This window comes from Acidithiobacillus sp. AMEEHan, from assembly GCF_030996345.1.
In the GTDB taxonomy this organism is placed as follows: domain Bacteria; phylum Pseudomonadota; class Gammaproteobacteria; order Acidithiobacillales; family Acidithiobacillaceae; genus Igneacidithiobacillus.
In genome coordinates this window covers 467,916-493,567 of sequence record NZ_CP118747.1, presented here as the reverse complement: position 1 = coordinate 493,567, position 25,652 = coordinate 467,916, and the positions used below count along the sequence as shown (strand labels likewise).

General features: G+C 58.8%; 24 protein-coding genes and 2 tRNA genes. 13 read left to right on the top strand and 13 right to left on the bottom strand.

Annotated elements, in window-relative coordinates; genetic code table 11:
• The first annotated feature begins 178 nt into the window (after window positions 1–178).
• Complete coding sequence (gene kch, locus ORD17_RS02505; protein ID WP_308389329.1) at window positions 179–1,417, top strand: voltage-gated potassium channel protein; 1,239 nt, start codon at window positions 179–181, stop codon at window positions 1,415–1,417.
• On the opposite strand, the gene ORD17_RS02500 is transcribed toward kch, so the two are convergent.
• The 3 genes from ORD17_RS02500 to ORD17_RS02490 form a co-directional block, all read right to left on the bottom strand.
• The gene (locus ORD17_RS02500; protein ID WP_308389328.1) at window positions 1,418–2,446 is read right to left on the bottom strand and encodes a septal ring lytic transglycosylase RlpA family protein; all 1,029 of its coding nucleotides are present in this window, start codon (window positions 2,444–2,446) and stop codon (window positions 1,418–1,420) included. It lies immediately after the preceding gene.
• 149 nt (window positions 2,447–2,595) lie between these two features.
• Window positions 2,596–3,117, bottom strand: coding sequence for a hypothetical protein (locus tag ORD17_RS02495; protein ID WP_308389327.1), 522 nt, complete (start codon window positions 3,115–3,117; stop codon window positions 2,596–2,598).
• Window positions 3,118–3,131: 14 nt separating this feature from the next.
• Window positions 3,132–3,512 (bottom strand): glycine zipper domain-containing protein, encoded by a 381-nt coding sequence (locus ORD17_RS02490; RefSeq protein WP_308389326.1) that lies wholly within the window; start codon window positions 3,510–3,512, stop codon window positions 3,132–3,134.
• A 134-nt stretch (window positions 3,513–3,646) separates the two neighbouring features.
• On the opposite strand from ORD17_RS02490, the gene ORD17_RS02485 reads away from it, so the two are divergent.
• From ORD17_RS02485 to ORD17_RS02475, 3 genes are all read left to right on the top strand, one after another.
• Entirely contained in the window at window positions 3,647–4,039 is a 393-nt protein-coding gene (locus ORD17_RS02485; protein WP_308389325.1) for a hypothetical protein, read from the top strand.
• A 2-nt stretch (window positions 4,040–4,041) separates the two neighbouring features.
• Window positions 4,042–4,653, top strand: coding sequence for an ATP/GTP-binding protein (locus tag ORD17_RS02480; RefSeq protein WP_308389324.1), 612 nt, complete (start codon window positions 4,042–4,044; stop codon window positions 4,651–4,653).
• A gap of 71 nt (window positions 4,654–4,724) precedes the next feature.
• On the top strand, window positions 4,725–5,639 hold the full coding sequence (locus ORD17_RS02475; RefSeq protein ID WP_308389323.1) for a hypothetical protein: 915 nt from the start codon (window positions 4,725–4,727) through the stop codon (window positions 5,637–5,639).
• Here ORD17_RS02475 and ORD17_RS02470 read toward each other — a convergent pair whose 3' ends face one another.
• The 10 genes from ORD17_RS02470 to ORD17_RS02425 form a co-directional block, all read right to left on the bottom strand.
• Window positions 5,640–6,260, bottom strand: a complete 621-nt coding sequence (locus tag ORD17_RS02470; RefSeq protein ID WP_308390035.1) for a SulP family inorganic anion transporter — start codon at window positions 6,258–6,260, stop codon at window positions 5,640–5,642.
• Between the two features lie 17 nt (window positions 6,261–6,277).
• Complete coding sequence (locus ORD17_RS02465; protein WP_308389322.1) at window positions 6,278–7,231, bottom strand: SulP family inorganic anion transporter; 954 nt, start codon at window positions 7,229–7,231, stop codon at window positions 6,278–6,280.
• A 119-nt stretch (window positions 7,232–7,350) separates the two neighbouring features.
• Window positions 7,351–9,699, bottom strand: a complete 2,349-nt coding sequence (metE, locus tag ORD17_RS02460) for a 5-methyltetrahydropteroyltriglutamate--homocysteine S-methyltransferase (protein ID WP_308389321.1) — start codon at window positions 9,697–9,699, stop codon at window positions 7,351–7,353.
• Between the two features lie 103 nt (window positions 9,700–9,802).
• Entirely contained in the window at window positions 9,803–10,582 is a 780-nt protein-coding gene (gene ubiE, locus ORD17_RS02455) for a bifunctional demethylmenaquinone methyltransferase/2-methoxy-6-polyprenyl-1,4-benzoquinol methylase UbiE (RefSeq protein WP_374693385.1), read from the bottom strand.
• A gap of 11 nt (window positions 10,583–10,593) precedes the next feature.
• Window positions 10,594–11,250: a glutathione S-transferase family protein gene (locus ORD17_RS02450; RefSeq protein ID WP_308389320.1), complete on the bottom strand. Its 657-nt coding sequence runs from the start codon at window positions 11,248–11,250 to the stop codon at window positions 10,594–10,596.
• Window positions 11,251–11,272: 22 nt separating this feature from the next.
• A complete protein-coding gene (metW, locus tag ORD17_RS02445) occupies window positions 11,273–11,881 on the bottom strand; it encodes a methionine biosynthesis protein MetW (RefSeq protein WP_308389319.1) in 609 nt (202 codons plus the stop codon).
• Window positions 11,878–13,029, bottom strand: a complete 1,152-nt coding sequence (locus ORD17_RS02440; RefSeq protein WP_308389318.1) for a homoserine O-acetyltransferase — start codon at window positions 13,027–13,029, stop codon at window positions 11,878–11,880. Before ORD17_RS02440 ends, metW begins: the two co-directional genes overlap by 4 nt.
• A gap of 267 nt (window positions 13,030–13,296) precedes the next feature.
• Window positions 13,297–13,372 (bottom strand) — tRNA-His (locus tag ORD17_RS02435).
• 83 nt (window positions 13,373–13,455) lie between these two features.
• Window positions 13,456–14,574 (bottom strand): ribonucleotide-diphosphate reductase subunit beta, encoded by a 1,119-nt coding sequence (locus ORD17_RS02430; protein WP_308389317.1) that lies wholly within the window; start codon window positions 14,572–14,574, stop codon window positions 13,456–13,458.
• A 25-nt stretch (window positions 14,575–14,599) separates the two neighbouring features.
• Entirely contained in the window at window positions 14,600–17,428 is a 2,829-nt protein-coding gene (locus tag ORD17_RS02425; protein WP_308389316.1) for a ribonucleoside-diphosphate reductase subunit alpha, read from the bottom strand.
• A gap of 187 nt (window positions 17,429–17,615) precedes the next feature.
• On the opposite strand from ORD17_RS02425, the gene tldD reads away from it, so the two are divergent.
• From tldD to ORD17_RS02380, 9 genes are all read left to right on the top strand, one after another.
• Window positions 17,616–19,058 (top strand): metalloprotease TldD, encoded by a 1,443-nt coding sequence (gene tldD, locus ORD17_RS02420; RefSeq protein ID WP_308389315.1) that lies wholly within the window; start codon window positions 17,616–17,618, stop codon window positions 19,056–19,058.
• A 108-nt stretch (window positions 19,059–19,166) separates the two neighbouring features.
• Window positions 19,167–21,089 carry an ATP-dependent zinc metalloprotease FtsH gene (gene ftsH, locus ORD17_RS02415; protein ID WP_308389314.1) on the top strand — a complete coding sequence of 641 codons (1,923 nt, stop codon included), beginning with the start codon at window positions 19,167–19,169 and terminating at the stop codon, window positions 21,087–21,089.
• A gap of 53 nt (window positions 21,090–21,142) precedes the next feature.
• Complete coding sequence (folP, locus tag ORD17_RS02410) at window positions 21,143–21,931, top strand: dihydropteroate synthase (protein ID WP_308389313.1); 789 nt, start codon at window positions 21,143–21,145, stop codon at window positions 21,929–21,931.
• 7 nt (window positions 21,932–21,938) lie between these two features.
• The gene (gene glmM / locus ORD17_RS02405; protein WP_308389312.1) at window positions 21,939–23,291 is read left to right on the top strand and encodes a phosphoglucosamine mutase; all 1,353 of its coding nucleotides are present in this window, start codon (window positions 21,939–21,941) and stop codon (window positions 23,289–23,291) included.
• Between the two features lie 90 nt (window positions 23,292–23,381).
• Complete coding sequence (gene tpiA / locus ORD17_RS02400) at window positions 23,382–24,155, top strand: triose-phosphate isomerase (protein WP_308389311.1); 774 nt, start codon at window positions 23,382–23,384, stop codon at window positions 24,153–24,155.
• Window positions 24,156–24,157: 2 nt separating this feature from the next.
• Window positions 24,158–24,583, top strand: coding sequence for a preprotein translocase subunit SecG (gene secG / locus ORD17_RS02395; RefSeq protein WP_308389310.1), 426 nt, complete (start codon window positions 24,158–24,160; stop codon window positions 24,581–24,583).
• Between the two features lie 37 nt (window positions 24,584–24,620).
• A tRNA-Leu gene (locus tag ORD17_RS02390) sits at window positions 24,621–24,705 on the top strand.
• A 120-nt stretch (window positions 24,706–24,825) separates the two neighbouring features.
• Window positions 24,826–25,182, top strand: coding sequence for an NADH-quinone oxidoreductase subunit A (locus ORD17_RS02385; RefSeq protein ID WP_308389309.1), 357 nt, complete (start codon window positions 24,826–24,828; stop codon window positions 25,180–25,182).
• Window positions 25,173–25,649 carry an NADH-quinone oxidoreductase subunit B family protein gene (locus ORD17_RS02380; RefSeq protein WP_215871631.1) on the top strand — a complete coding sequence of 159 codons (477 nt, stop codon included), beginning with the start codon at window positions 25,173–25,175 and terminating at the stop codon, window positions 25,647–25,649. The genes ORD17_RS02385 and ORD17_RS02380 overlap by 10 nt, the downstream gene beginning before the upstream one ends.
• Window positions 25,650–25,652 lie beyond the last annotated feature (3 nt).

Sequence of the window (25,652 nt, the reverse complement as noted above, 5' to 3'; positions counted from 1 at the left end):
TAATATTGTCTCAAGTCGATAGTAAGAAACTAGGAGAGTAGTCATGTTTTATGCTTTGTTTATCGTGCTGAGTCTGCTCTGGGTCGTCGCCATGGTAATGGGAATGAAGAGTACCTTTACCAGCGATGATGGTAACGAGCACCCATAACGTGAAGGTCGGTAGCGGGGATTTTTGTCCATGATCCGCGCTACTGAACTGTTTCATTTTTCTCCCTGGCAGCGCTTGCGCCGCTGGGGCACGCGCACGCGCGCCGTTTTGCGTCTCGATCGTTGGTTCCCGCAAATTCCTTTGGCTTTGGCGGTGGCGGCGTTGGGCGCGCTCTCTTTGCTGCATGCCCTGCCGGCCTTGAAGTCGTTGATCCCAGAATTGTCGGTGATCACTCCCAGCAGCAACCTCACAGATCTGCCGATCATGTCTCAGCTTGGCGCCATTCCAGCGCTAGTCGTGGGTGCGGTGCTCCTGATCATGGCCTTTGGGCTGGTGTTCCGCTCCCGCCTCTCCTGGGCCCTGACGCTGATGATTTCGGCGATCAGTCTCGCGCTTTTGCTGCACCGATACCAGCATCTCAGTGTCGCCATGCTGGCATTCAACGGCTTGATTTTGCTGGGTTTACTGGTCTTTCGCCGACATTTTTCCCGGTCGAGTGTCGCCGCCGGTACCCTTTTTGCGTTTCTTTCCATCGTGTTACTGCTGAGCTACGCAGTCTTTGGTTCCTATGTCCTGGGAGCCGGTTTCAGCCCGCAAATCAAATCGTTGGAGTCGGCCCTCTATTTTGCCGTGGTGACCATGTCTACGGTCGGCTACGGTGACATCGTCCCCAAAAGCCCGGAAGCACGCTATTTCGTCATCTCCATCATCATCCTTGGGATCACCGTTTTCGCCACTTCGATCTCGGCCGTGGTGGTACCGCTGATCAATGGGCGGATGCAACGCCTGCTACTGGGAGAGAAAAAATCCGACTGGAGTGACCATTATGTCCTCATCGGTGACAATCTCTTCGCGCAGAATACCTACCGGGCCCTGCGCCGCCGCCACCTGCGTGTGCTCGTGGTCGCGCCGGCACGACCGGAACCGTTGTGGTTACCGGAGGACGACCTTTTCGTGGGTGACCCTACAGATCCCGAAATTCTTCGTCGCGCTGGTGCGATGCGGGCTTTGGGAGTTCTGGCGCTGCGCAATGACGATAGTGAAAATGCCTTCATCGTCCTTACGGCCAAGGAGATGGCGGTCCCCGGGAAAACTGTGGCTCTGGTGGGAAACCAGCGGCATTTGCAGCGCTTGCGTCAGACCGGGGTCGATCTGGTAATCGCGCCCGAGGTGCTGGGCGGTCAGCTGCTGGTGGAAAGCCTCATGGGTGAGGAATTTCGGGGAGATGCGGTGCTCGATACCATCTTCAGTACGAGCACCGAGGCCTGATCAGTCGACGCTTTTTTGACTGAGCTGAAAATCGCCCAACTGTAGGCGGCGTAGGCTGTGTACATAGCTCTCGGTATTGTCAGTGCTTGCCAATGGGCCGATCTTGACCATATAGCCCTGGGCAGCGGGGACCAGATGTGCCGTCGTAATTCCGAAAGCCTGTAATTTTTGCTGCTCCTCACGTGCTCGCTGCAATTCCATGGGTTGGCTGCTGATCAGATATATCACATCTTCGAGCTGTGGGGCGGAAAGCACCGGCCGCACAGCTGTCGTGATTGGCTTCGCCGCTGGCTTTGCGGGAACCGATATCGGTTGCTGGGGACTGGCAAAAGCGCTGGCCACCACCGAGCGCAGCTTTGCTTGGGAATTTGCTGCGCCGGAGCCAGACAACTGCAGGGCGGGGGGCACACTGGGTGCGACCGGTCGAACGTTCTGTACCGGAACCAGTTGCGGAATTACCTGCGGACGATAGGGCGCTGGTGCGGGAACGCTGCTCTGCACTGCTTGAATCTGTACCTGCGCCGTTCCTTGGTTGACGATGCCTAGGGCACGCGCGCTGCCAATCGATAAATCCATGATGCGTCCAGCAACGAAGGGGCCGCGATCATTGACCAAGACCAAAATGCTACGGCCATTTTGCAGATTGGTGACGCGCACGCATGTGGGTAGCGGCAGCACCCGGCTTGCAGCCGTCAAGCGGTTGTCGTGAAAGGCAGTACCCATGGCCGTGACGTGACTGGAAGATGCGATGTCATACCATGAGGCCGTGCCCGTCTGGTTATACCCCTGGGCACTTTGCAGTGGGTGGTACCACTGCCCATTGATCTCGTAAGGCTGGTTGTAGGCCGCCTGCAGATTGGGAGAAGGGGCGTAGCAGGTAGTGCCGGTGGAGTAGGCCACTCCAGAATTCGAACTGCGTGCTATCGAAGATGGCGGTGGTGTGGATACGCTGGCACAGCCGGCCAGAGTCGCGAGTCCTGCAGCAACGCAAGACCAGCGCAGCAGACGGTTAGGTGCCGATTCCTGCATTCCCCTCTTCACCTCCATTTTCAACGGTGAACTGGCTCGCCTCGATACTTACGGTAATACGCGAGATATCAATCTTATTAACAGGAAAGATAGAAGAAAAAAACCGGGTTGCCAAGGTGCCTGCGAGTGCCGGCACGGATGCGAACCGGTTATTGGCCGATAGACAGGTATTTTTGTCGGCTCTGCAACCAGCCTCGCATGTTACGCAGATCCCGCCGCAGCAGGCTGGCCATGATGGCCAGCGAAAAGACCAGGACGCCGAACGCCGCCCACCACAAAAATGTCGGCATGCCAAAGATGAGGTTTACCAGAAAAACCCCCAATATCGGTCCAAAGAGGAACAGGCTCAGCATCCATTCGCGCCGGAGTAATTCGACGCCTGCCCCAAAACGATCGAGGCGTAAGGGATGGACGACATCGTCCGCATTTTTCAGCGCGATGACTTCGTTACTGTGCAACAGAATTTCGCAACGCTCCTGCGCGGTTTTCTGCCACGCCGAGGGTATCTGCATGGCCATCTGTCGCCCATTGAGATCAATATGTGCCCAGCGAAGCGGCCCAGAACCGGCAACGACGATCCCCTGTCGTTGCCAGAACGGAACACTTCCCTGCCAGTTGAGGACGGCTTGCTGCCATGTTTGCTGTTCAGGCTGCGTGCCGTTCTGTGCCAAAGCGCCGTCTGCCCTCAATTGGCGGTGCAGGTATAGCCTGGGGGGCAGCTGGGTGGCGTCTGATATTGTGGCGCGGTCGGCGTGCAGGTATACCCCGGCGGGCACTGCACATTGTTGGCAGGGGGTGCGTAATAGCCCGGCTGCGCTGGCTGGGGGGCCTGCTGTTCCTGCGATCGGGAAATGCCGTAGCCGGCCAGCCCGCCAAGCCCCGCACCGATAGCAGCCCCCGCCAATGGCGACCCGGTCTGATTGCCAATGACCGCGCCAGCGATCGAGCCCAGCAGTGCCCCGCCCGCGGTATTGGCCGTGGTTGCGTTACTGGCATAGGGATTATTGGCACAGCCCGCCAGGACGGCAGGAACCACTGCGATGACTATCCAACGTATTTTCGTCATTGATGACTCCCTCTCTCTACCGTTACAGTTGGCTTTACTCGTAATCAATATGGTAGCATTTTATGCCATGCGCAAGTAGGTGCCTTGGCGCTTCCCCAAGGTGATCAGAGATCCCCGGATGAGAGGATGATTACTTGAAAAGAAACGTAATAATGCTGCCGCTGTTGCTTGGCATGGCGGGCTCTCTGAGTGCCTGTAGTTCCACCATTGCGCCGCAGATCAATCCGGTGCCCTACTACACCTACTACCCTGCCTCGCTGGCTACGGTCGTGAGTGCCACGGAACGCGCCCTGCCGGCTGCCGGTATGCGTTTTACTGGTACAAAAACTGTGAATCCGCAGACGGTAGAGTTGCGGGGATACACGGCGGGGGGAGATGCAATCCTGATCACCTTGCATGGACTGGGGGCGTCCGTCACCAAATTTGAGGCGCGGATTGGCTTGTATGGCCACCTGCGCGACGTGCAGGACATCGAGCATTGGGTCGGCAAGTATGTCGGAGAAGCCATTTCGGCGCCTGCCAACTGAAAATGTGCAAGAACTCGGACGTCGTCAGGCCACCACGGACCGTCAGGAAGATCCTGATTGCCGGGCATGTCGGCGCGGGCAAGACCACCGTGCTGCATACGCTCTTTGGTGACCAAGCGCTCACTACCGATGCGCTCCACAGTGAGGCGGTCTCGGACAACAAGACTACGACGACGGTCGCCTTGGATTACGGGGTGATCGATTGCCCTTTGAGCAATGACCGTTTGCATGTCTATGCAATTCCGGGTCAAGAGCGTTTCCAATTCATGTGGGAAATTCTCAGCCGGAATGCCAGCGGCATACTACTGTTGATGGATGCGCGCATACCCAAACCGCTGCAGGGAATCCATCTGTACCTGGACCGAATTTTACCTTACCTGCACCAACCCGTGGGAGTGGTTGCGCTCAACAAGCTTTCCGGAGTGGAGCGCGAAGAACTGCGTCTTCCGCCCTATCTTCGACACGGTGACCTCCGCTTGCGTCTCACTACTACGGACGTTCGCGATCGGGAAGAAGTGCTGACGTTACTGCGGCTCCTCCTTGGTGAAATTGGACAGAGGAACGCCATGCACGATGAATTTTCCTTGGGTGGTATCCAACACGGGGTACCCTAATCCCCTCCCGGTAAATTTTTCATTTTCGACTAAGTGCCCATGCACAGAGTGGCAAGTCAGGAGCGAGATACGTGCAGGGTTTGATGTTGATCCTGGAAATCGTTGTGGTGGTGCTGGTCGCCATTGAGGTGTACATCCGCTTCACTGGACGGCGCAAAGGCAAGAAAACGGCGCGTAGCGCCGAGCTTCCCCCAGTTCCGCCTGCGCCCGAAGAGCAGCCCGTCGTCGCGGCGTCTCCTTCTGCCCCGGGGACGGTCGCGCCGCGGCAGGTCGTGCAAGAAGAAGCCCTGAGCGGGGAAGATCTGCTGCGGGAAGCGGATATTTACATGCAGTACGGCCATTATTCACAGGCTGCGACGGTCCTGCGCTGGTATGTGGATCTGCAGCCCGGCGATGGTCGGGCCATCAATCAGCTCCTCGACGCCTACCTTGCTCTGGAAGACATGAATGCCTATACGCAGCTGCTTGAAAGCCTTGGCGAATCGAGTGCCGCGCCCGGCGACGAGCTGTGGTGGAAGCAACGCGTCGGCGACGGCTTGCGTCGCGACCCTGGAAATCTGGAATTGCTGGTCCTCGCGGAGAAGATGGGCATGCCCATTCCCTCGCCAGAGGCGCAGCTGCAAGAGCCAATGACGGCGGCCAAGGCGCTGGCATTGGTGTCACGCAATGCCGATCCGCACTACGGCGTTGCCATACTGCAAGCCGCCATCCAGGAAGAGCCGCTAAGACTGCCGCTATACGCGGAACTGCTGCGTATCACGCACAACCAGCGAGATATCGAGGGCTATATCGATGCCTTGATCCTGATGAATCTGGCGCTCGGTGAGGGTGGCGGAGGCATCCGCGAACGGATGTTGCGGGCGGGTATGAACCTCGGGCCGCATCCGCTGTGGGAACGCCTTGCCAGAGATGGCAAGAACGCGGACGCCCTGCGGCGTTTGGCAATTGAACGTAATCTACCGTTATCCACCAAACTGCCGCAATGATCAGGTCTGCGCTCTTAGTACCGGGTTATCGAAATTCCGTTCCGAGACCTGAATCTGGCGCAGGGGGGCAGACTCTTCAAAATTGCGGATGACCTCCAGCACGTCGTGATCGATGAAGGTCACCAGCGCTCCGTCGAGGATGAGGGTGCTCCCTTGCGGTAAAGAGTCCAGTAAACGAGCCAGACGCGCCTTGTTTACGAAGGTCAGCTCGCGCTTGAAACGCAGCAGGTACTGATGGGTGCCGTCCTGACGAAGCTCCAAGGCGCTATGATAATTGGCGCGCAAAACGAAAAACAGACCAGTCACCAGGCCCACGGCGACGCCGATCAACAGATCGGTAGAGAGTATGGCGACAATGGTAATGACAAACGGAAGCACCTGTGTCTTGCCCAGGGAATACATATGGCGAAAGACCTTGGGGTGGGCGAGTTTGAAACCCACCATCATTAGCACAGAAGCCAGCGCCGCCAGCGGAATCCGATTGAGAAAAGGTGCCAGCAAAAGAGCGGCAACGAGGAGAAAGACTCCATGGAGAAACGCCGCCGCCTTGGTTCTGCCCCCGGCGCTGATGTTGGCGCTGGAGCGCACGATAACCGCCGTGACGGGTAGTCCTCCGAGCAGTCCACTGATGATATTGGCTACCCCCTGACCGTAGAGTTCGCCATCCAGGGGGTACGTCGCTTGAAAGGATCGAGCTTGTCGGCGGCCTCGATGGACAGCAAGCTCTCCAAGCTCGCGACGATGGCGATAGTCACGCCAACGATCCACACCTGCTGCTGACCCAGCGCCGACCAATCGGGAAACTGTACGAGCTGGCCGAGCTCTCCCACGGAGTGGATGACGGGTAGTTGCACCAGCTTGTCGGCGCCGAGTTGCAGCTCTGGGAATGCAGCGCCAAACAACAGGTTGAGCAGCGTACCGGCAAGTACGGCTATCAGAGGGCCGGAAAACCAGGTTTGTCTTTTTAGAAACGGGACCTGGTCCCAGAACAGAAGAATGGTCAGACAGACCACGCTGATCAATAGCGCACCCCAATGCACGTGCCCCAGCGCACTGAAAATGCCGGAGAAGGTGTTTTCCGTTCCCCCGCTACTGAATTCCTGGCCGCCAAATTGTCCTAGATCGAAGCCCACTGCATAGGGAAACTGTTTCATGATCAGGATGATGCCGATGGCCGCAAGCATGCCTTCGATGACCGCAGATGGGAAAAAATAGGCAATGCCGCCGGCGCGCAGAACGCCCATGAGGATCTGTAGGACGCCGGCAATGATCACTGCCAGCAAGAAAATGGGAAAGCTGTGCAGGTCTTCGATGGCGACCACAATGATGGCCGTGAGTCCGGCAGCGGGGCCGCTGACCGAGAGGGGCGATTTGCTGAACAGCGGCACGACCATGCCGCCGACGATGCCCGCCAGGATGCCCGCCATCAGTGGCGCCCCCGACGCCAGGGCCACGCCAAGACAGAGGGGGATGGCCACCAAGGCTACGACCAGGGCGGCAGGAACGTCGAAACGGAAATTGGCAAGTGGTGAAAGATTGATGTTCCCGACAGCAGAACGCTGCCCGGCGGAAGAGGTCTGAGGCAGACTCATCCAGTGGCTCCCCTTAGCAGATCTGGCGGGCCGTTAGAGTAACAGAGGTGGAACGAGTTCCCCAGCCATATAAAAACCCCCGCAGGGCGGGGGTTGCTGGGTTTGGGTAACCGCTGTGTTCAGGCGAGGCGCTGGCGAATTTCCTGGGTGGCCTTGACCATGTTTTCCAAGGCGGGAGTCACCTCGGCCCACTTACGGGTTTTGAGGCCACAGTCGGGGTTCACCCAAAGCCGTTCGGCTGGCACCACCTTGGCTGCCTTCTCCATGAGCTGCACCATCTCTTCCACACTGGGTACCCGCGGAGAGTGGATATCATAGACGCCCGGCCCGATTTCGTTGGGGTAGTTGAAGGTAGCGAAGGCATCGAGCAGCTCCATCTGCGAGCGGGAAGTCTCGATGGTGATCACATCGGCGTCCATCGCTGCAATGGCCGGCAGAATGTCGTTGAACTCCGAGTAGCACATGTGGGTATGGATCTGCACGTCATCGGGGGCGATCTGCGCCGAGATGCGGAAGGCACGGGAGGCCCAGTCCAGATATTTATTCCAATCCTTGCGCTTGAGGGGCAGGCCCTCGCGGTACGCCGGCTCATCGATCTGGATGATGCCGATTCCGGCGTCGATCAGATCCTTGACTTCGTCACGGATGGCCAAGGCGATCTGCAGGGCGGTACGCTCGCGCGGCTGATCGTCGCGCACGAAAGACCACTGCAGAATGGTGACGGGACCGGTAAGCATGCCTTTCATCGGTTTCTGGGTAAGAGACTGCGCATATTTTGCCCATTCCACCGTCATCGGATGCGGACGCGAGACATCACCGAAGATGAGCGGCGGCTTCACATAGCGGGAGCCATAACTCTGCACCCAGCCGTGGCGGGTGAAGGCGAAGCCGGCGAGCTGCTCACCAAAGTATTCGACCATGTCGTTGCGCTCGGGCTCACCGTGTACCGGTACGTCCAGGCCCAGGCGTTCCTGCTCCTTGACTACCAGGGCTACTTCGGCCTCCATCATCTTGTGGTATTCCGCGTCAGACAGCTCACCTTTGCGGTGCTGCAATCGCGCCTTGCGGATTTCAGGGGTCTGCGGAAAGCTGCCGATGGTGGTGGTGGGGAAGGGTGGCAACTTGAAACGCGCCGCCTGAGCCTTGGCACGGACCGGGAAGGGACTGCTGCGCCGGCCATCATCATTGCCCAGCTGCTCCAGGCGGGCGTTGACGGCCGCGTTGTGGATGCGTGGCGAGCTCTTGCGGGAGGCGACGGCCTTGCGCGCCGCTTCCAGTTCCTGGGCGGCCGCTGACTCTCCCTTGTCGATTGCGCGGGCGAGCACCGAAAGCTCATCCAGCTTCTGCACGGAGAAAGCCAGCCAGGATTTGAGTTCGTCATCCAGTTCCGTTTCCTGAGCCAAATCTACCGGGCTGTGCATCAGACTGCAGGAGGGGGCAATCCACAAACGATCGCCGAGCGCCTGCTGGGCAGGAGCCAAGAGTTGCAGCGCGGCATCGAGATCGGTCCGCCATACGTTGCGGCCGTCAACGATACCGAGGGAAAGGATCTTGTTGGCCGGATAGCTCTGCAAGAAAACGTCGCGCTGCTCCGGCGCCCGTCGCAAATCCAGGTGCAGTCCCGCAACCGGCAGCGCTTTGAGACGTGCAGCATGATCGGCGACGGACTCGAAATAGGTGGCCAGCAGGATCCTGGGTGTCTTACCCTGAGCCAGTTCTGCATAGGCCTCGTCTAGTGCGTCCAGCCATTCTTGGGGCAGGTCGAGGACCAGCGCCGGTTCATCCATCTGCACCCACTCGACGCCAGCATCGGCCAGCTTGCCAAGGATTTCGGCATAAACGGGGAGAACCTTGGGCAACAGACGTAGACGGTCAAAACCCGCGTGACGCGGCGCCTCGCCATGGCCAGCACAGCCCTCGTCATGGCGATGACCAGCCTCGCCATGGGCGGTGGACAGATCTTTTTCCTTACCCAGCCACAGGTAGGTCAGCGGGCCGATGAGGACCGGCTTGGCATTCAAACCCAAGGCCTGGGCCTCTTTTACCTGAGCGAAAATCCGCTCGCTGCTCAGCCGGAACTCCATATCCTCATGGAATTCGGGGACGATGTAATGGTAGTTGGTATCGAACCATTTGGTCATTTCCATGGCCGGCTGGGTCTTGGAGCCGCGCGCCATGGCAAAGAAGGTGTCGCGATCGACTTGGCCACCGCTAAAACCATAGCGAGGCGGAATCGCGCCCAAAGTGCAGCTCATGTCGAGCATTTGGTCGTAAAAGGTGAAATCGCCCACGGGTACCAGATCGACTCCGCAGGTCTGTTGGATGCGCCAGTGACGCTCCCGCAGTTGCGCACCTCGTGCCTCCAGCTCGGCACCGTCGATTTCGCCAGACCAATAAGCCTCGGTGGCCTTCTTCAGCTCACGTTTGTGGCCGATGCGGGGAAAACCAAGATTGTGCACCCGGGTCATGTCATCACTCCTCTGCCAAAATTGCCGCCATCATGCTCCGCTAGTGGGTGCGGCTCAAGTGGGAAATTTTACGCTGGGGGATGAATCCCCTTCACTGGCAGAATCAATCGAGACGAAAGCCGCGGTGGATGGCGACAATGCCACCGGACAGATTATGCACGTCGACCCGCGCAAAACCGGCATCCTCCATCATCATACGGAAGGTATCCTGATCGGGAAAGCGGCGAATGGATTCCACCAGATACTGATAACTGTCGCGGTCTTTGGCGACGATCTCGCCAATCTTGGGCAGGATGTTGAAGGAATAAAGGTCGTAGATCTGCTGCAGGCCCGGCCAACGCGGGTGCGAAAACTCCAGGATCAAGGCGCGGCCGCCAACCTTGAGTACTCGGTAGATCTCCGCCAGTGCGCGCTCTGGGTGCGTCATGTTGCGGATGCCGAAGGCCAGGGTAACGAGATCGAATTGTTGGTCGGCGAAGGGCAGTTCTTCGGCATTGGCCTCGACGAACTCGACGCCGCCAAGCATGCCCTTGTCGGCGAGGCGCTTTTCGCCCACCGCCAGCATCTCCGGGTTGATATCGGAGACGACGATGCGGCCATTTGGCTGCAGACGTTTATAGAGGAGCGCCGCCAGATCTCCGGTGCCGCCGGCCAGATCCAGCACCTGCTGCCCCGGACGGGGCCGGGCCAGATCTACCGTGTAGCGTTTCCACAGCCGGTGTACCCCCAGCGACATCAAATCATTCATGAGGTCGTAGCGGTTCGCAACGCTGCTGAACACCCCGCGCACCAGCTTTTCCTTTTCCGCCTCCGGAACTTCCTGATAACCAAAATGCGTAGTGGCAGACTCTTGCTCGTTTTCCGGCAGGTCGTGATCGGTCATCCCTCTCTCCATTAGATTGAACGCAGCAGTAAACTGCCCTTCTCGCTCAAATAGTTACGCAGCAGGTTGGCGAAATCTGCCCGTACCGAGCCAGCGACTTCCGGCAACTCCATGAGTTGCGCGGTCCACCGCCGTAGTTTGCCGAGACTTTCCCAGCTCGGCAATGGCCGCAGGGCATGGAGGATTTCCATGCGCATGAATAGCGGGGCGAACGCGGCATCGACCAGACTGAAGCGCTCTCCAGCGAAAAAAGGTCCGTCGCCCATTGCTGTTTCCAGTCGCTGCAATTTGTCGAAGAGCTGGCGGTGGGCAGCAGTGAAGCGTTCCTCTCCCTGCGCCACCATCATCTGAAACTGATCCCCCAGGGCCTCGCCTCCCAGGGCGATCCAGGCCCGGTGCCGGGCCCTTTCCAAGGGGTTCGCAGGGTGCAAAGGCGGTGGCAAGGTCTCGTCGAGATATTCGTTGATGACCTGCGATTCAAAAAGAACGATGTCGGTGTCGACGCGCAGACAGGGAACCTTACCCAAGGGTGAGATGGCCAGAAACCACTCTGGCTTGTGGGCCAGATCGATGTGGGTCAGGGTAAAGAGAACCTCTTTGTGCAGCAGGGTGATGACCGAGCGCTGCACATAGGGACAAAGGGGAAAGCTAATCAATTCCAGGGTCATGGCTGGCTCCCGCGGTCTGCGCTCAATCCGCCTTTGCGCATCGATAGAGTGCCACTTCTCCAAGAAGATTGGGCAGCATGCGGTTGCTCGTGGTGTTGCGACGGCGATCGTCCAACACCACGCGCTCACGCACCTCGATGCGATTCTGGTGGCACAGGGCGTCAAAGTCGCGAATGGTACAAAGATGGATGTTGGGGGTATCGTACCACGTATGCGGCAAAACGTCGGTTATGGGCATGTGGCCACCAACGCCGAGTTGCCAGCGCGCGCGCCAATGTCCCATGTTGGGGAAGGTGACGATCCCTTCGCGGCCCACTCGCAACATCTCCAACAGAAGATCAAGAGGGTAATGCACCGCCTGCAGAGTCAAGGACAGAACCACCGTATCCACGCTGCCGCTGGCAAATTGCCGCAGTCCACTATCTAGGTCCTGTTGCAGGACCGGCACGCCCCGCCGTAACGCCGCCGCCACCCGCTCATCGTCCAGTTCGATGCCGTAGCCCTTGACCTGCTTTTGCTGCTGCAGATGCGAGAGCAGTTCCCCTTCGCCGCAACCCAGGTCGAGCACGCGGCTCCCTGGACGAATCCAGTCGGCAATGATCTGCAAGTCGCGTCGCAATGTCTGGCTCATACGCCGATCTCCTCTGCCATGCGCTCCAGATAGGAGCGCATGACCCGCAAGTACTGGGGAATCGGGAGCAAAAACGAGTCGTGGCCATGATGGGATTCGATTTCGGCATAGCTCACGTGAGCGCCAGCGGTATACAGGGCCTGCACGATCTCGCGCGAACGCTCGGGCGAAAAGCGCCAATCGCTGCTGAAGCTGACAACGAAAAATTTTGCTTGGACTTTGGCGAACGCGGCCGCGAGATTGCCCCCGTAGGCGGCAGAGGGATCAAAATAGTCGAGTGCCTTGGTGATGTAGAGGTAGCTGTTGGCATCGAAGTGTTCGACAAATCGGGATCCCTGATAGCGGAGGTAGCTTTCGACCTCGAAATCAATATCGAAGCCGTAGGAAAGGCTCTTGCCCAGGCGAGTTTCTCGACCAAATTTCTTCCCCATGGCATCGTCGGAGAGATAAGTGATATGCCCGATCATGCGTGCCAGAGCAAGGCCGTGGCGTGGTTTGCTCCCGTAGCGGTAATAGTGTCCATCATGAAAATCGGGATCACTCATGATGGCCTGGCGACAGACCTCGTTGAAACCGATGTTCTGCGCACTCAGATTGGGCGCTGCAGCAATGACCAGGGCATGGCGCAATCGCTCCGGATAATCGATTGCCCATTGCAATACCTGCATGCCGCCCAGACTTCCGCCAATGATCGCCGCCCAGCAATCGATGCCGAGATGATCACTGAGGGTGACTTGCGTATGCACCCAGTCCGTCACGGTAACCATGGGAAAGTCCATCCCCCAAGGCTCGCCGGTTGCCGGGTTGATGCTTGCCGGGCCGGTGGAACCCTTGCAGGAGCCAATGAAATTGCTGCATACCACAAAAAAATGTCGCGTATCGATGGGTTTGCCGGGGCCGATCATGCTGTCCCACCAGCCCGGCCTTTTGTCCTCCTGGGAATGGTAACCGGCAGCATGGTGGTCGCCAGACAATGCATGACAGATCAAAACGGCGTTGCTGCGAGTGCTGTTCAACGTTCCATAGCACTCGTAGCGCAGGGTGTAGCCGGGCAGAATGCGGCCACATTGCAAGAGTAGATCTTCTGTGATGTGGAGGTCCTGGTACTGTACCAGTCCCACGCAATCATCGGCTATGCGCTCCGGCATCAACGTCCCGCCTGGCTTGTAAGAAAGGCTGAGTCTACTCAGGGGGCGCATGACGGACAAGCGCTCGACAGGAATTCGATCGGCAATCCCCGGGGGCGATGTGATCTGCCTGTTCCTGAGTAGTTCTTAGCTGACAAGCGAGCGGGCGGTGCGGACGGTTCGCCTCTCTGGCGCAGCCCGTTTTTCGGGACTTGGGTCGGGGCGCGGAACGGGAATTCCAGCGACAAAGGAAAGGGCCTAAACATCGGTTCAGGCCCTTGATGGATATGGGGTGACTGATGGGGCTCGAACCCACGACAACCGGAATCACAATCCGGGGCTCTACCTGCTGAGCTACAGTCACCGAAGCGCTGGAATGATAACGCCCGAAGACGCAGCTCCGCAAGATCTTCGGCGAAATCTTCGGCGAAATCCCCGGGCGGGAGATCAATCCCAGCTCAGGGCGCCACCGGTTTGATACTCGGTGACCCGGGTCTCGAAGAAGTTCTTTTCCTTCTTGAGATCCATCATCTCGCTCATCCACGGGAAGGGGTTCTGCACACCTTCCCACTGCGGCTTGAGCCCGATCTGGCTGAGTCGCCGGTTACCGATGAAATGTACATAGTCCTTGAACATTGGCGCATTCAGTCCGAGCACGCCGCGCGGCATGGTATCGTCAGCGTAGGCACACTCCAGCTCCACGCCTTCGCGGATGAGGGCAATGATTTCTTCCTGAAATTCCTCGGTCCACAGGTGCGGATTTTCGATCTTGATCTGGTTGATCATGTCGATGCCAAAGTTGCAGTGCATGGATTCGTCGCGCAGGATGTACTGGTACTGCTCGGCGGCACCGACCATCTTGTTCTGCCGCCCCATCGCCAGGATCTGGCTGAAGCCGACATAAAAGAACATGCCTTCCATGATGGTGGCAAAAACGATCAGGGAACGCAGCAGCAACTGGTCATTTTCTGGGGTGCCGGTCTTGAAATTCGGGTCGGCCAGAACTTCGATGAAGGGGATGAGGAAATCATCCTTGGCGCGTACCGAAGGGACCTCGTGATACATATTGAAGATCTCGCCCTCATCGAGTCCCAGGGATTCGACGATGTACTGGTAGGCGTGGGTATGAATGGCCTCTTCAAAGCCCTGGCGCAGCAGATACTGGCGGCACTCGGGCGCCGTGATGTGGCGATAGGTGCCGAGCACGATGTTGTTGGCCGCGAGACTATCCGCCGTCACAAAAAAGCCGAGATTGCGCTTGACGATACGGCGCTCATCCTCGCTTAGGCCCTTGGGATCCTTCCATAGGGCGATATCGCGGGCCATCTGCACTTCCTGCGGCATCCAGTGGTTGGCGCAGGCCGCCAGATATTTGTCCCAGGCCCATTGGTATTTGAAGGGCACGAGCTGGTTGACATCGGCCTTGCCATTGATGATGCGCTTGTCCTCGGCGCGCACGCGGGCAAAGCTGCTGGCCTGGATGCCGATATTGGCGCCTACCTGACCCTGTTCGTGGTAGGCAGGCAAGGTGATGGACTTCGGTTGTTCTTCTGCAAAATCTAGCATCGCTTTCTCCAAATATTCGGCCGCCTTACTGGCAGGCCTCGCAGGTGGGGTCGTCAATGGCGCAAGCCTTGAGGCTGCCGGGCACCGCATTGAGGGCGCCAGTCTGCACCGTGGACTTTTCTGCCGCCGTGGCGCCCAGGGAACGCAGGTAATAGGTCGTTTTGATGCCGCGCTGCCAAGCCAAGCGATAGGTATCATCGATCTTCTTACCGCTAGGCTTGCCAAAGTACAGATTGAGGCTCTGCGACTGATCCAGCCACTTCTGCCGCCTGCTGCCGGCCTCGATCAACCAGACGGGATCGATCTCGAAGGCATTGGCATACAGGGGCTTGAGAGAGGCCGGAATACGGTCGATGGGCATGACCGAGCCATCGAAGTACTTGAGATCGTTGACCATGACTTCGTCCCACAAATCCAGGCGCTTGAGGTCCTCCACCAAATACTGATTGACTACGGTGAATTCGCCAGAGAGGTTCGATTTCACGTAGAGATTCTGGTAGATCGGCTCAATCCCCTGGCTGACCCCAACGATATTGGAGATCGTTGCCGTTGGAGCAATGGCCAGGCAGTTGCTGTTGCGCATGCCACCTTGCACCTTTTGCCGCAATCCCGACCAATCGAGTCGCTGGGTCCGATCCAGTTCCACCCCTTGGCGGCGACTGCGTGCCAGAATCTCGATGCTGTCGATGGGCAGTACCCCCTGACTCCACAAGGATCCAGGGAAACTTTGATAGGCGCCGCGTTCGCGGGCGAGATCGGCCGAGGCATCGATGGCATGGTAGCTGATCAGCTCCTGGCTGATATCCGCGAAGCGCACCGCGGCATCCGAGGCATAGGGAATGCGCAGGGCGAGAAGGGCGTCGGAGAAACCCATCAAACCCAACCCCACGGGGCGATGGCGCAGATTGCTGTTACGCGCCTTGCCGAGGGCGTAGTAGTTGATGTCGATGACATTGTCGAGCATGCGCATGGCGACCCGGATGGTGCGCGCCAACTTTTCGCCATCGATGGCGGCGAGGATCTGCTCTGCGCTCAGGTCGGGGTTCAACGACTGTGGGTCCTGATTCTCGGGCAGACGCAGATGCGCGACGAGATTCACCGACCCCAGGTTGCAGACAGCGATTTCCTTATCGCTGGTGTTCAGGGTGATCTCCGTGCAGAGATTGGAGCTGTGCACCACGCCAACATGTTGCTGCGGGCTGCGCAGATTGCACGGGTCCTTGAAAGTGATCCACGGATGCCCAGTCTCGAAGAGCATGGTCAGCATCTTGCGCCACAGTTGCACGGCCGGCAGACGCTTGTAGAGCTCGATGCGGCCTGCCAGTGCCTGCTCTTCGTATTCCTCGTAACGAGCGCGGAAGGCATCGCCGGTCAGATCATGGAGGTCGGGGACGTCGTTGGGACTGAAGAGAGTCCAGTCGGCGCCCGCCTCTACCCGTTCCATGAACAGGTCGGGGATCCAGTTGGCAGTGTTCATATCGTGGGTACGCCGGCGATCGTCGCCGGTATTCTTGCGCAGCTCGAGAAATTCTTCGATGTCCAGATGCCAGGTTTCGAGGTAGGCGCAGACGGCGCCCTTGCGCTTGCCGCCCTGGTTTACGGCAACGGCGGTATCGTTTACCACCTTGAGGAAGGGTACGACGCCCTGACTCTTGCCATTGGTACCCTTGATGTAAGAACCCAGGGCGCGCACCCGCGTCCAGTCGTTGCCGAGGCCACCGGAATACTTGGAAAGCAAGGCATTGTCCTTGATCGACTCGTAGATGCCATCCAGATCATCGGCGACGGTAGTGAGAAAGCAGCTCGATAGCTGTGGCCGTAGTGTGCCGGAATTGAACAGTGTAGGGGTGGAACTGACGAAATCGAACTGGGAGAGCACCTCATAGAAGGCGATGGCCTGCTCCTCGCGATCAATCTCCTCGACGGCCAGACCCATGGCTACTCGCATCCAGAACGCCTGTGGCAGCTCGATACGTCGTTCGCGCACGTGCAGGAAATAGCGATCATAGAGGATCTGCAGGCCCAGATATTGGAAATTCAGGTCGCGCTCCGGGCGAAGCGCGGCAGTAATGCGGTCAAGATCGAATTGTCCCAGGCGCGGGTCAATCAGTTCGTGCTCGATGCCGGTGGCCAGATAGTCGCGGAAATAACTGCTGTAGCGCGCTGCCATCTGGGCCTGGGTACACGGCTGCTCGAGCACTTCGCGCCGGATCCGGTCCAGGAGCAGGCGTGCCGAGACATAGGCATAGGCGGGGTCACGCTCGATCAGGATGCGACTGGCGAGAATGGGGGCTTGATAGAGTTCCGCCTCACTGATGCCATCGTAGAGATTCTTGAGGGTGGACTGTAGGATCGGCTCCGGGGAGACCGCGGTGCCCAAACCGGCACAGGCCTCCTCGATGACCGCCTGCAAGCGTTCGCGGTCAAGGGGTTGACTGCTGCCGTCGGCCTGTCGGACCTGCAGTTCCGTACGTTCGTCCTGTTCTTGTCGCTGTTGACTGGCACGCTCGCGGGCACGCTCTTCCCGGTACAAAACGTAGGCGCGCGCAACCTCATGTTCGCCAGCGCGCATGAGCGCCAATTCCACCTGATCCTGGATATCTTCAATGTGGAAGGTGCCGCCGCCCGGCTGCCGACGCTCCAGGGCGCCGATCACTTGTTTCGTGAGTCGCGCGACCTGTTCCCGGACACGCGCACTGGCGGCCCCATTGCTGCCTTGTACCGCGAGGAAGGCTTTGGTCATCGCGACCTGGATCTTGCTGGCGTCAAAAGGCACTACCGCTCCATTGCGGCGGATGACGCGATGCTGGGACTCGAGTGGATCTTGGGTAACGGCTGGGGCAGTACTGGGCATGGTCTCCTCCTTGGCTATGACACAAAATATAGTTATCCATTTGCGCTTGTCAACACTATATATAGTGTTGACAAGCTGTGGATGGCTTGGGGATTGGCGGTGCAGAAATCATCTAACAAATTTAGACTTGTTCTATATCGCCGGCCGGCGCATACTCTTTTACAACATCCAATCGGAGAAGCACGTCATGACGAAAAACGCCCTCGATCTCGCCCGAGAAAATTTGCTGCAACCTGCGGGGATCGACGAGATGGCATTGGAGCGGACCTTTGCCCAATTGCGTCGCCGTGCCCTCGACGATGCGGATCTGTACTTTCAATACAGCCGTAGCGAGTCTTTCAGTTTGGAAGAAGGAGTGGTCAAATCGGGCAGCCACAGCATCCAACAAGGAGTTGGGGTGCGCGCCATCCAGGGAGAACGCCAGGGCTTGGCTTACTCCGATGAAATTGCGGTGGAGGCACTGCTGGGCGCAGCCGCGGCGGCGCGCAGCATCGTGCATCACCCGGGCGAGCAGCGGGCTCTACAGTGGCGCTCGCATAGCGGTTTGCAGCTCTACCCGAACGTAGATCCCCTGGCGAGCATCGATAATCGCGAAAAAATCGCCCTGCTCGAACGCCTCGAAGCGGCAGCCCGTGCCGCCGATCCCCGCGTGGTGCAGGTCATGGCCAGTCTGGCTGCGCGCTATGAAGTGGTATTGGTGGCGCGCCTGGACGGCAGTCTGGCCGCGGATTTGCGACCGTTGGTGCGTTTGCATGTCACGGTGATCGCCGAGGAGAATGGTCGGCGAGAGCAGGGAAGCGCTGGCGGTGGCGGGCGTCATGACTATCGTGAATTTCTCGCAGGTGATATTGTGGAAAGCTACGCCCGCGAGTCGGTACGGCAGGCGCTGGTCAATCTTGAGGCGGGGGCCGCTCCAGCCGGCAGTATGGAAGTCGTCCTCGGGCCTGGCTGGCCGGGTATTCTGTTGCACGAGGCCATCGGTCATGGTCTGGAGGGGGATTTCAACCGCAAGGGAACCAGTGCCTTTGCGGGTCGGGTTGGGCAGCGGGTAGCGGCGCCCGGTGTCACGGTGGTGGATGATGGCACCCTGGCTGGGCGGCGCGGCAGTCTCAACCTCGATGATGAGGGGCACCCCACCCAGTGCACCGTACTGATCGAAGATGGGATTTTGCGCGGCTATCTGCAGGACAGTCTGAACGCGCGGCTCATGGGGGTTGCTCCCACCGGCAATGGTCGGCGCGAATCCTATGCTCATCTGCCCATGCCACGAATGACCAATACCTATATGCGTAATGGTCAGCACGATCCGCAGGAAATCATCGCCAGTGTCAAAAAGGGGCTCTACGCAGTGAACTTCGGCGGTGGGCAGGTCGACATCACCAGCGGCAAGTTCGTGTTCTCGGCCTCGGAAGCGTATCTGATCGAGAATGGCCGCATCACGCGTCCGGTCAAGGGGGCGACCCTGATCGGGAACGGGCCGGATGTGCTCACGCGGGTTGAAATGATCGGCAACGACCTCCAATTAGATCCAGGAGTAGGAACCTGCGGGAAAGATGGGCAGAGCGTGCCGGTGGGGGTCGGTCAGCCAACGCTGAAGATTCGCGACCTCACGGTTGGCGGCACGCAATGATGCTGAGTTTTTTGCTGCTCTATTGTCAGTTTTTCGGCAGGGGTCTAAGATCGTACACGTTGGGGTACTCTGTACCCAATCTAAACTCCCGATGGGGGAGGTGAGGGAATGAATAACGTTTTCAAGAACGTGCTCTTGTGGGTGGCGATTGGGGTCATTCTCATTTTCGTCTTCCAGAATCTGAATTCTTCGAGTTCGACGCCAGCTCAGGCGATGAACTTCTCGACTTTTGTCAACAGCGTCAAACAGGGACAGGTTGCCAATGTCACGATGGATGGCAACCATCTGACCGGTGCGCTCAGTTCTGGGCAACAGTTCAGTGTCTACACGCCGCCCAACGATACCCAGTTGGTGCCACAGCTCCTGGCTGCCGGGGTGAAGATCGACGTCAAGCCGCCGCAAGGGCAGTCCTTGTTGTTGGCCCTGTTGATCAACTGGTTCCCGATGCTGTTGCTCATCGGTGTGTGGATCTTTTTCATGCGCCAGATGGGGGGCGGAGGCGCTGGCGGCCGTGGTGCCATGAGCTTCGGGCGCAGCCGTGCCCGCATGCTCAGTGAGGAGAACAACAAGATCACTTTTGCAGACGTGGCCGGTGTGGAAGAGGCCAAGGAGGAAGTAGCCGAAATCGTCGACTTCTTGCGGGATCCCTCCAAATTCCAGCGTCTTGGTGGCCGAATCCCCAAAGGTGTGCTGCTCATGGGTTCACCGGGCTCTGGCAAGACCTTGCTTGCCCGCGCCATTGCCGGCGAGGCCAAGGTGCCGTTCTTCTCGATCTCCGGGTCGGATTTTGTCGAAATGTTCGTCGGTGTGGGTGCTTCGCGCGTACGCGACATGTTCGAGCAGGCGAAAAAGCACGCTCCCTGTATCATCTTCATTGACGAGATCGACGCCGTGGGCCGTCAGCGCGGTGCTGGCCTCGGCGGTGGCAACGACGAGCGCGAGCAGACCCTCAACCAGATGTTGGTGGAAATGGATGGTTTCGAGGGTACGGAAGGGATCATCGTCATCGCGGCCACCAACCGCCCGGACGTGCTTGATCCTGCCTTGCTGCGGCCCGGCCGTTTCGACCGGCAGGTGACCGTGCCGCTGCCGGATATTCGTGGTCGCGAGCAGATACTGCAAGTGCACATGCGTAAGGTGCCTCTCGCCCCGGATGTCGATCCCAAGATCATCGCCCGCGGCACGCCCGGGTTCTCTGGTGCGGATCTTGCCAATTTGGTCAACGAGGCGGCCCTCATGGCGGCGCGCAAGAGTAAGCGCCTAGTTGATATGCACGACTTCGAGGATGCCAAGGACAAGGTGATGATGGGCGCCGAGCGCAAGTCGGTGGTGATGAGCGACAAGCAGCGCGAAACCACCGCCTACCATGAATCTGGGCACGCGGTGGTGGCGAAGTTGCTTCCGGGTACCGATCCGGTGCACAAGGTCACCATCATCCCGCGCGGCCGCGCCCTCGGGCTGACCATGCAGTTGCCGACTGAAGACCGCTTCAACTATGAGCGCCAGGAGATCCTGCACAACATCTCCATTCTCATGGGTGGGCGGATTGCCGAGGAGGTATTCCTCAATCAAATGACCACCGGCGCGGGCAATGACATCGAGCGAGCTACGGACCTAGCCCGTAAGATGGTCACGCAGTGGGGTATGTCCACCATCGGACCGATGGTGATTGGCGAGAAAGAGGAAGAGATGTTCCTCGGTCGGGAAATCACCAAGCACAGTAATGTCTCCGAACGGACTGCGCAGACCGTGGATGAGGAGGTACGCTCCATCATCCAAGAGCGCTACCAGGTGGCGCGCAAGCTCATCGAGGACAACCGCGACATCGTCGAGCGTATGGCCCAAGCGTTGCTCAAGTTCGAGACCTTGGATGCCGGCCAGGTCAATGACCTCATGGCTGGGCACGATCCGCGCCCGCCGCAGGACAACAGCCCCGGTACACCGGCGGTTAGTGGTAACAGCGGCGTCGGCAGTCCTGAGCAGGTTCCCAACAATCTGCCCAAGCTCAACCCGGGAGAGCATCCCGTTTGAATTCTGCTGTGTCGTATCGAAGACGCCCCTGGCTGCAGGGGCGTTCTTGTATCATGGGGATCATCAATCTTACCCCAGACTCTTTTTCTGATGGTGGTCGCTATGTTTCGGTGAGCGCGGCTTTGGCCCATGCCCGTCGTCTGTGGGCGGAGGGGGCGGACATGCTTGATCTCGGTGCCGAGTCGACGCGGCCAGGGGCGATGGAAATCTCGGTAGAGGAGGAACTCGACCGCCTCCTGCCGGCCTTGGAGGCGATCCGCGCGGAGATTCCTTTGCCCATTTCCGTGGATACCCGTAAGGCGACGGTGATGCGTGCCGCCCATGCTTACGGTGCTACCCTCATCAACGATGTCAGTGCGCTGAGCTTTGATCCCGCGGCGTTGACGACAGTTGCAGAGTTGGGGCTTGATGTCTGCCTGATGCATATGCGAGGTACTCCCGCCACCATGCAGACCCTCACCGCCTACGAAAATGTACTGACAGAGGTGCGTGACTATCTTGTGCAGCGGCGTGATGCATGTCTGCAGGCAGGAATCCCTGCTGAGTCCATTCTCCTCGATCCGGGGATCGGTTTTGCCAAGGAGCAGGCTGACAACCTTCGCCTGCTGCGGCATCTCGACCAATTGGCGACTCTTGGACACCCCATTCTGCTGGGGCTGTCGCGCAAAAGATTTTTGGGCCAGATTGCTGGTGTGGAAAACGCCAGTGAGCGTGTGGTGGCGAGTGTGGCGGCCCTCCTCTGGACCCGACAGCTTTGCCGCAGTTCTATCTATCGGGTGCACGATGTTGCTGCTACGCGGCAGGCACTCAACATTTGGGAAGCGATGGAAGCGACAGGATAATACGACTATGACCAGAAAATTTTTCGGAACCGACGGTGTTCGCGGCCGGGTGGGAGAAATGCCGATGCGTGCGGACTGGGTCCTGCAGCTCGGATGGGCTGCGGGTAGGGTGCTCACCAGGGGGGTATCCGGCAGGCCGCAGGTGCTGATTGGCAAAGACACCCGCCTCTCCGGCTACCTCCTCGAATCTGCTCTGGAATCCGGGCTGGCGGCGGCAGGAGTCGATGTGCTGCTGGTTGGTCCGCTGCCAACACCTGCGATCGCTTACCTGACCCGCACTCTGCGGGCCCATGCGGGCATTGTCATCAGCGCCTCGCACAATCCCTACGAAGATAATGGCATCAAATTTTTTTCTGGCGATGGCTACAAGCTCCCGGATGCGGTGGAGGAGGCCATTGAGGCCGAGCTGGAAGAACCCATGCGCTGTGCTGCTGCAGACTCTTTGGGGAAGGCGCGTCGCGTGGATGATGCTGCCGGTCGGTATGTCGAATACTGCAAGACGACCTTTCCGGCGTCGGCCGACCTGCGCGGTTTGCGGATCGTCGTCGATGCTGCCCACGGCGCCGGCTATAAGGTCGCGCCCATGGTGTTCAGCGAGCTGGGTGCTCAGGTAGAAAGCATCGGAGCGCGCCCCAATGGCGTCAATATCAATGATGGTGTCGGTTCGACAGCACCGCAGGCGCTCATTGCTGCCGTGCAGGAGCGACAGGCCGATTTGGGGATCGCCCTGGATGGTGACGGCGATCGCGTCCTGCTCGTGGATGCGCGGGGTAATGCCTGGGATGGCGACGCCGTTCTCTGGCTGCTAGCGCAGGCCTTCCAGGAGCGGGGCGTCCTGTCCGGGGTTGTTGGTACGGTGATGAGCAACCTCGCCCTGGAAAAGGCCCTTACGGAGCAGGGAGTGCCTTTCGTGCGCAGTGCCGTGGGAGACCGCTATGTGCTCGAGACCATGCGCCGCCTGGGCTATCCCTTAGGCGGGGAGAATTCCGGTCACCTCATCACTCCAGCAAATACCACCGGCGATGCCATTCTCGCGGCGTTGCAGGTACTTGCCTTTTTGCAGCAGAAAGGCAGGAGTCTGCATGAGTTGGCCGATGGCCTGAAGCTGTATCCGCAGGTTTTGCGCAACTTGCGTCTGCCGGATGCGCGACAGCACTTGGAGCGCCCGGATGTGCAGCAGTTGTTGCAGGCGGCGGAAGCGCAGCTCGCCGGGCGCGGACGACTTCTCGTGCGTGCCTCTGGCACCGAACCACTGTTGCGTATCATGGTAGAGGCGACCGAATCCTGGCTGGCGCAGAGCGTTGCCGAGGAGTTGCAGGCGCAAGTGGCCGCTTGCGTAACCGAATCCGCGGCGGTCTAAAGCGCAACCGGGGGAAATTGACCCTCGTCGGCGGACTCTTTACACTGCCCATCCTATTAGCAATTGATGTCAAATTTGAGGAAGGGCGACGTGCGGTCGATCATGGTAGCGGGCAATTGGAAGATGAATGGCTTGAATGCGGATGCCGAGCACCTCATTCAAGCCATTCTCGGTGCGGGTCTGGTGCCAGCCTCGCCGGAGGTTGTGGTATTTCCGCCCTTCACGCTATTGCCGGCAGTGCACCATCTGGCCAAGGGCAGTTTCTTGCGCTGGGGTGGGCAAAATCTCTTTTGGGAAGCTTACGGAGCCTATACCGGTGAGATCTCGGGAGCTATGCTGCGCGACCATGGCTGCCGTTACGTCCTGGTTGGACACTCGGAGCGTCGTCAGATTTTTCAGGAGTCAGATGAAATCGTCCTGAAAAAGGTGAAGGCGGCCCTCCTGTCCGGTCTGATTCCCATGGTCTGCATCGGTGAAACCGAGCAGGAAAGAGCACAGGGCCATACCGAAGAGGTGTTGCGGCGTCAGGTAGGGGCCATTCTCCCGGCTTTGGGCAGTAACGGGCAGCAGGCCAATATGGTCCTTGCTTATGAGCCAGTCTGGGCCATCGGCACCGGCAAGACGGCCAGCCCGGAGCAGGCGCAGGAAGTGCATGCTTTTGTGCGTGGCCTGATCGCTGCAAAAAATCCCGACATCGCCCGCAAAATCCTCATTCTCTACGGTGGTAGTGTCAAGGCCGGCAACGCCCAGACCTTATTTGCCCAGCCGGATATCGACGGCGGTCTGGTCGGTGGAGCCTCGTTGCAGGCAGTCGAGTTTTTGCAGATCTGTCAGGCCGCCCATGCGGTAGCCCGGGGTATTTGATCATGTATACGGTGTTATTGATTTTTCAGGTGCTGATCTGTGTCGTCCTGGTAGGGCTGGTGCTGATTCAGAAAGGACAGGGCGCGGATATTGGCGCGGTCTTTGGCGGTGGCGGTTCGCAGACCGTTTTTGGCGCTGCAGGAGCGGGCAACTTTCTGAGCCACGTCACTGCAATTCTTGCTGCGATTTTCTTTCTCAACAGTTTAGCATTGGCCTATCTGTCAGAGCATGAAGCGCACGCGGCAGGCGTGGGTATTGCGCTGCCAAGCTCGACGGCAGCGGCACCTGCCGCCGCACCGGCATCGGCGCCGACCGCATCCGTAGCTACTAGCGTGGCGAGCGGCCAGAGCCCCGTTTCTGCCTCCGCAACATCCGCCGTGCCCGAAAAGAGCGTCGCCACTGGAAATTCATCCTCGTCGAAGCCTTGACGTCCTTGGCGGGGCATGAGAAAGTTTTGATTCACTTGCCGAAGTGGTGAAATTGGTAGACACACCGTCTTGAGGGGGCGGCGGCGCAAGCCATACCGGTTCGAGTCCGGTCTTCGGCACCAAATCACAGCCCGCGTGGCTGTTTTTTTGTCTCTGCAGCTTTCCAGAGATTTGATTATACAGAAAAAAAGTTTTTTATGGCGACCCTGATGGGTACGTAATGACTTTGACGGAGGGGCCGGGTGCTCGGACATTATTTGCCTGTGCTGATATTTTTGCTGATCGCCTTGGTGGTCGGCATCGTGCCCTTGATCCTGGGCAGCAAGCTTGGTCCCAATCGGCCAGACAGCGAAAAGCTGTCTCCCTATGAATGTGGATTCGAGGCCTTCGAGGACGCCCGCGTCAAGTTTGATGTGCGTTACTACCTGGTCGCGATTCTTTTCATCCTCTTCGATCTCGAGATTGCATTTCTGTTTCCCTGGGCCGTTGTTTTTGACTCTATCGGCACGACCGGGTTCCTGGCGATGATGGTGTTCCTCACCATTCTGGTAGTGGGCTTCGTCTACGAGTGGAAGAAGGGGGCTCTGGAATGGGAATAGAAGGGGTTCTCGAAAAGGGTTTCGTCACCACCAGCATCGATACGGTGGTCAACTGGAGTCGCACGGGGTCTTTATGGCCAATGACCTTTGGTTTGGCCTGTTGCGCGGTAGAAATGATGCACGCGGGAGCGGCGCGTTACGATCTCGATCGCTTCGGTATCATTTTTCGTCCCAGTCCGCGGCAATCCGATGTGATGATTGTTGCCGGTACCTTGGTCAACAAGATGGCTCCGGCGCTGCGCAAAGTCTACGACCAGATGGCCGAGCCACGCTGGGTGGTGTCCATGGGTTCCTGTGCCAACGGCGGTGGGTATTACCACTACTCCTACAGCGTGGTGCGCGGTTGTGACCGCATCGTCCCCGTCGACGTCTATGTCCCCGGTTGTCCGCCAACGGCAGAAGCGCTCCTCTTTGGGCTGATCCAGCTACAGAAGAAGATCCGCCGTACGCACACGATAGCTCGGTAACGC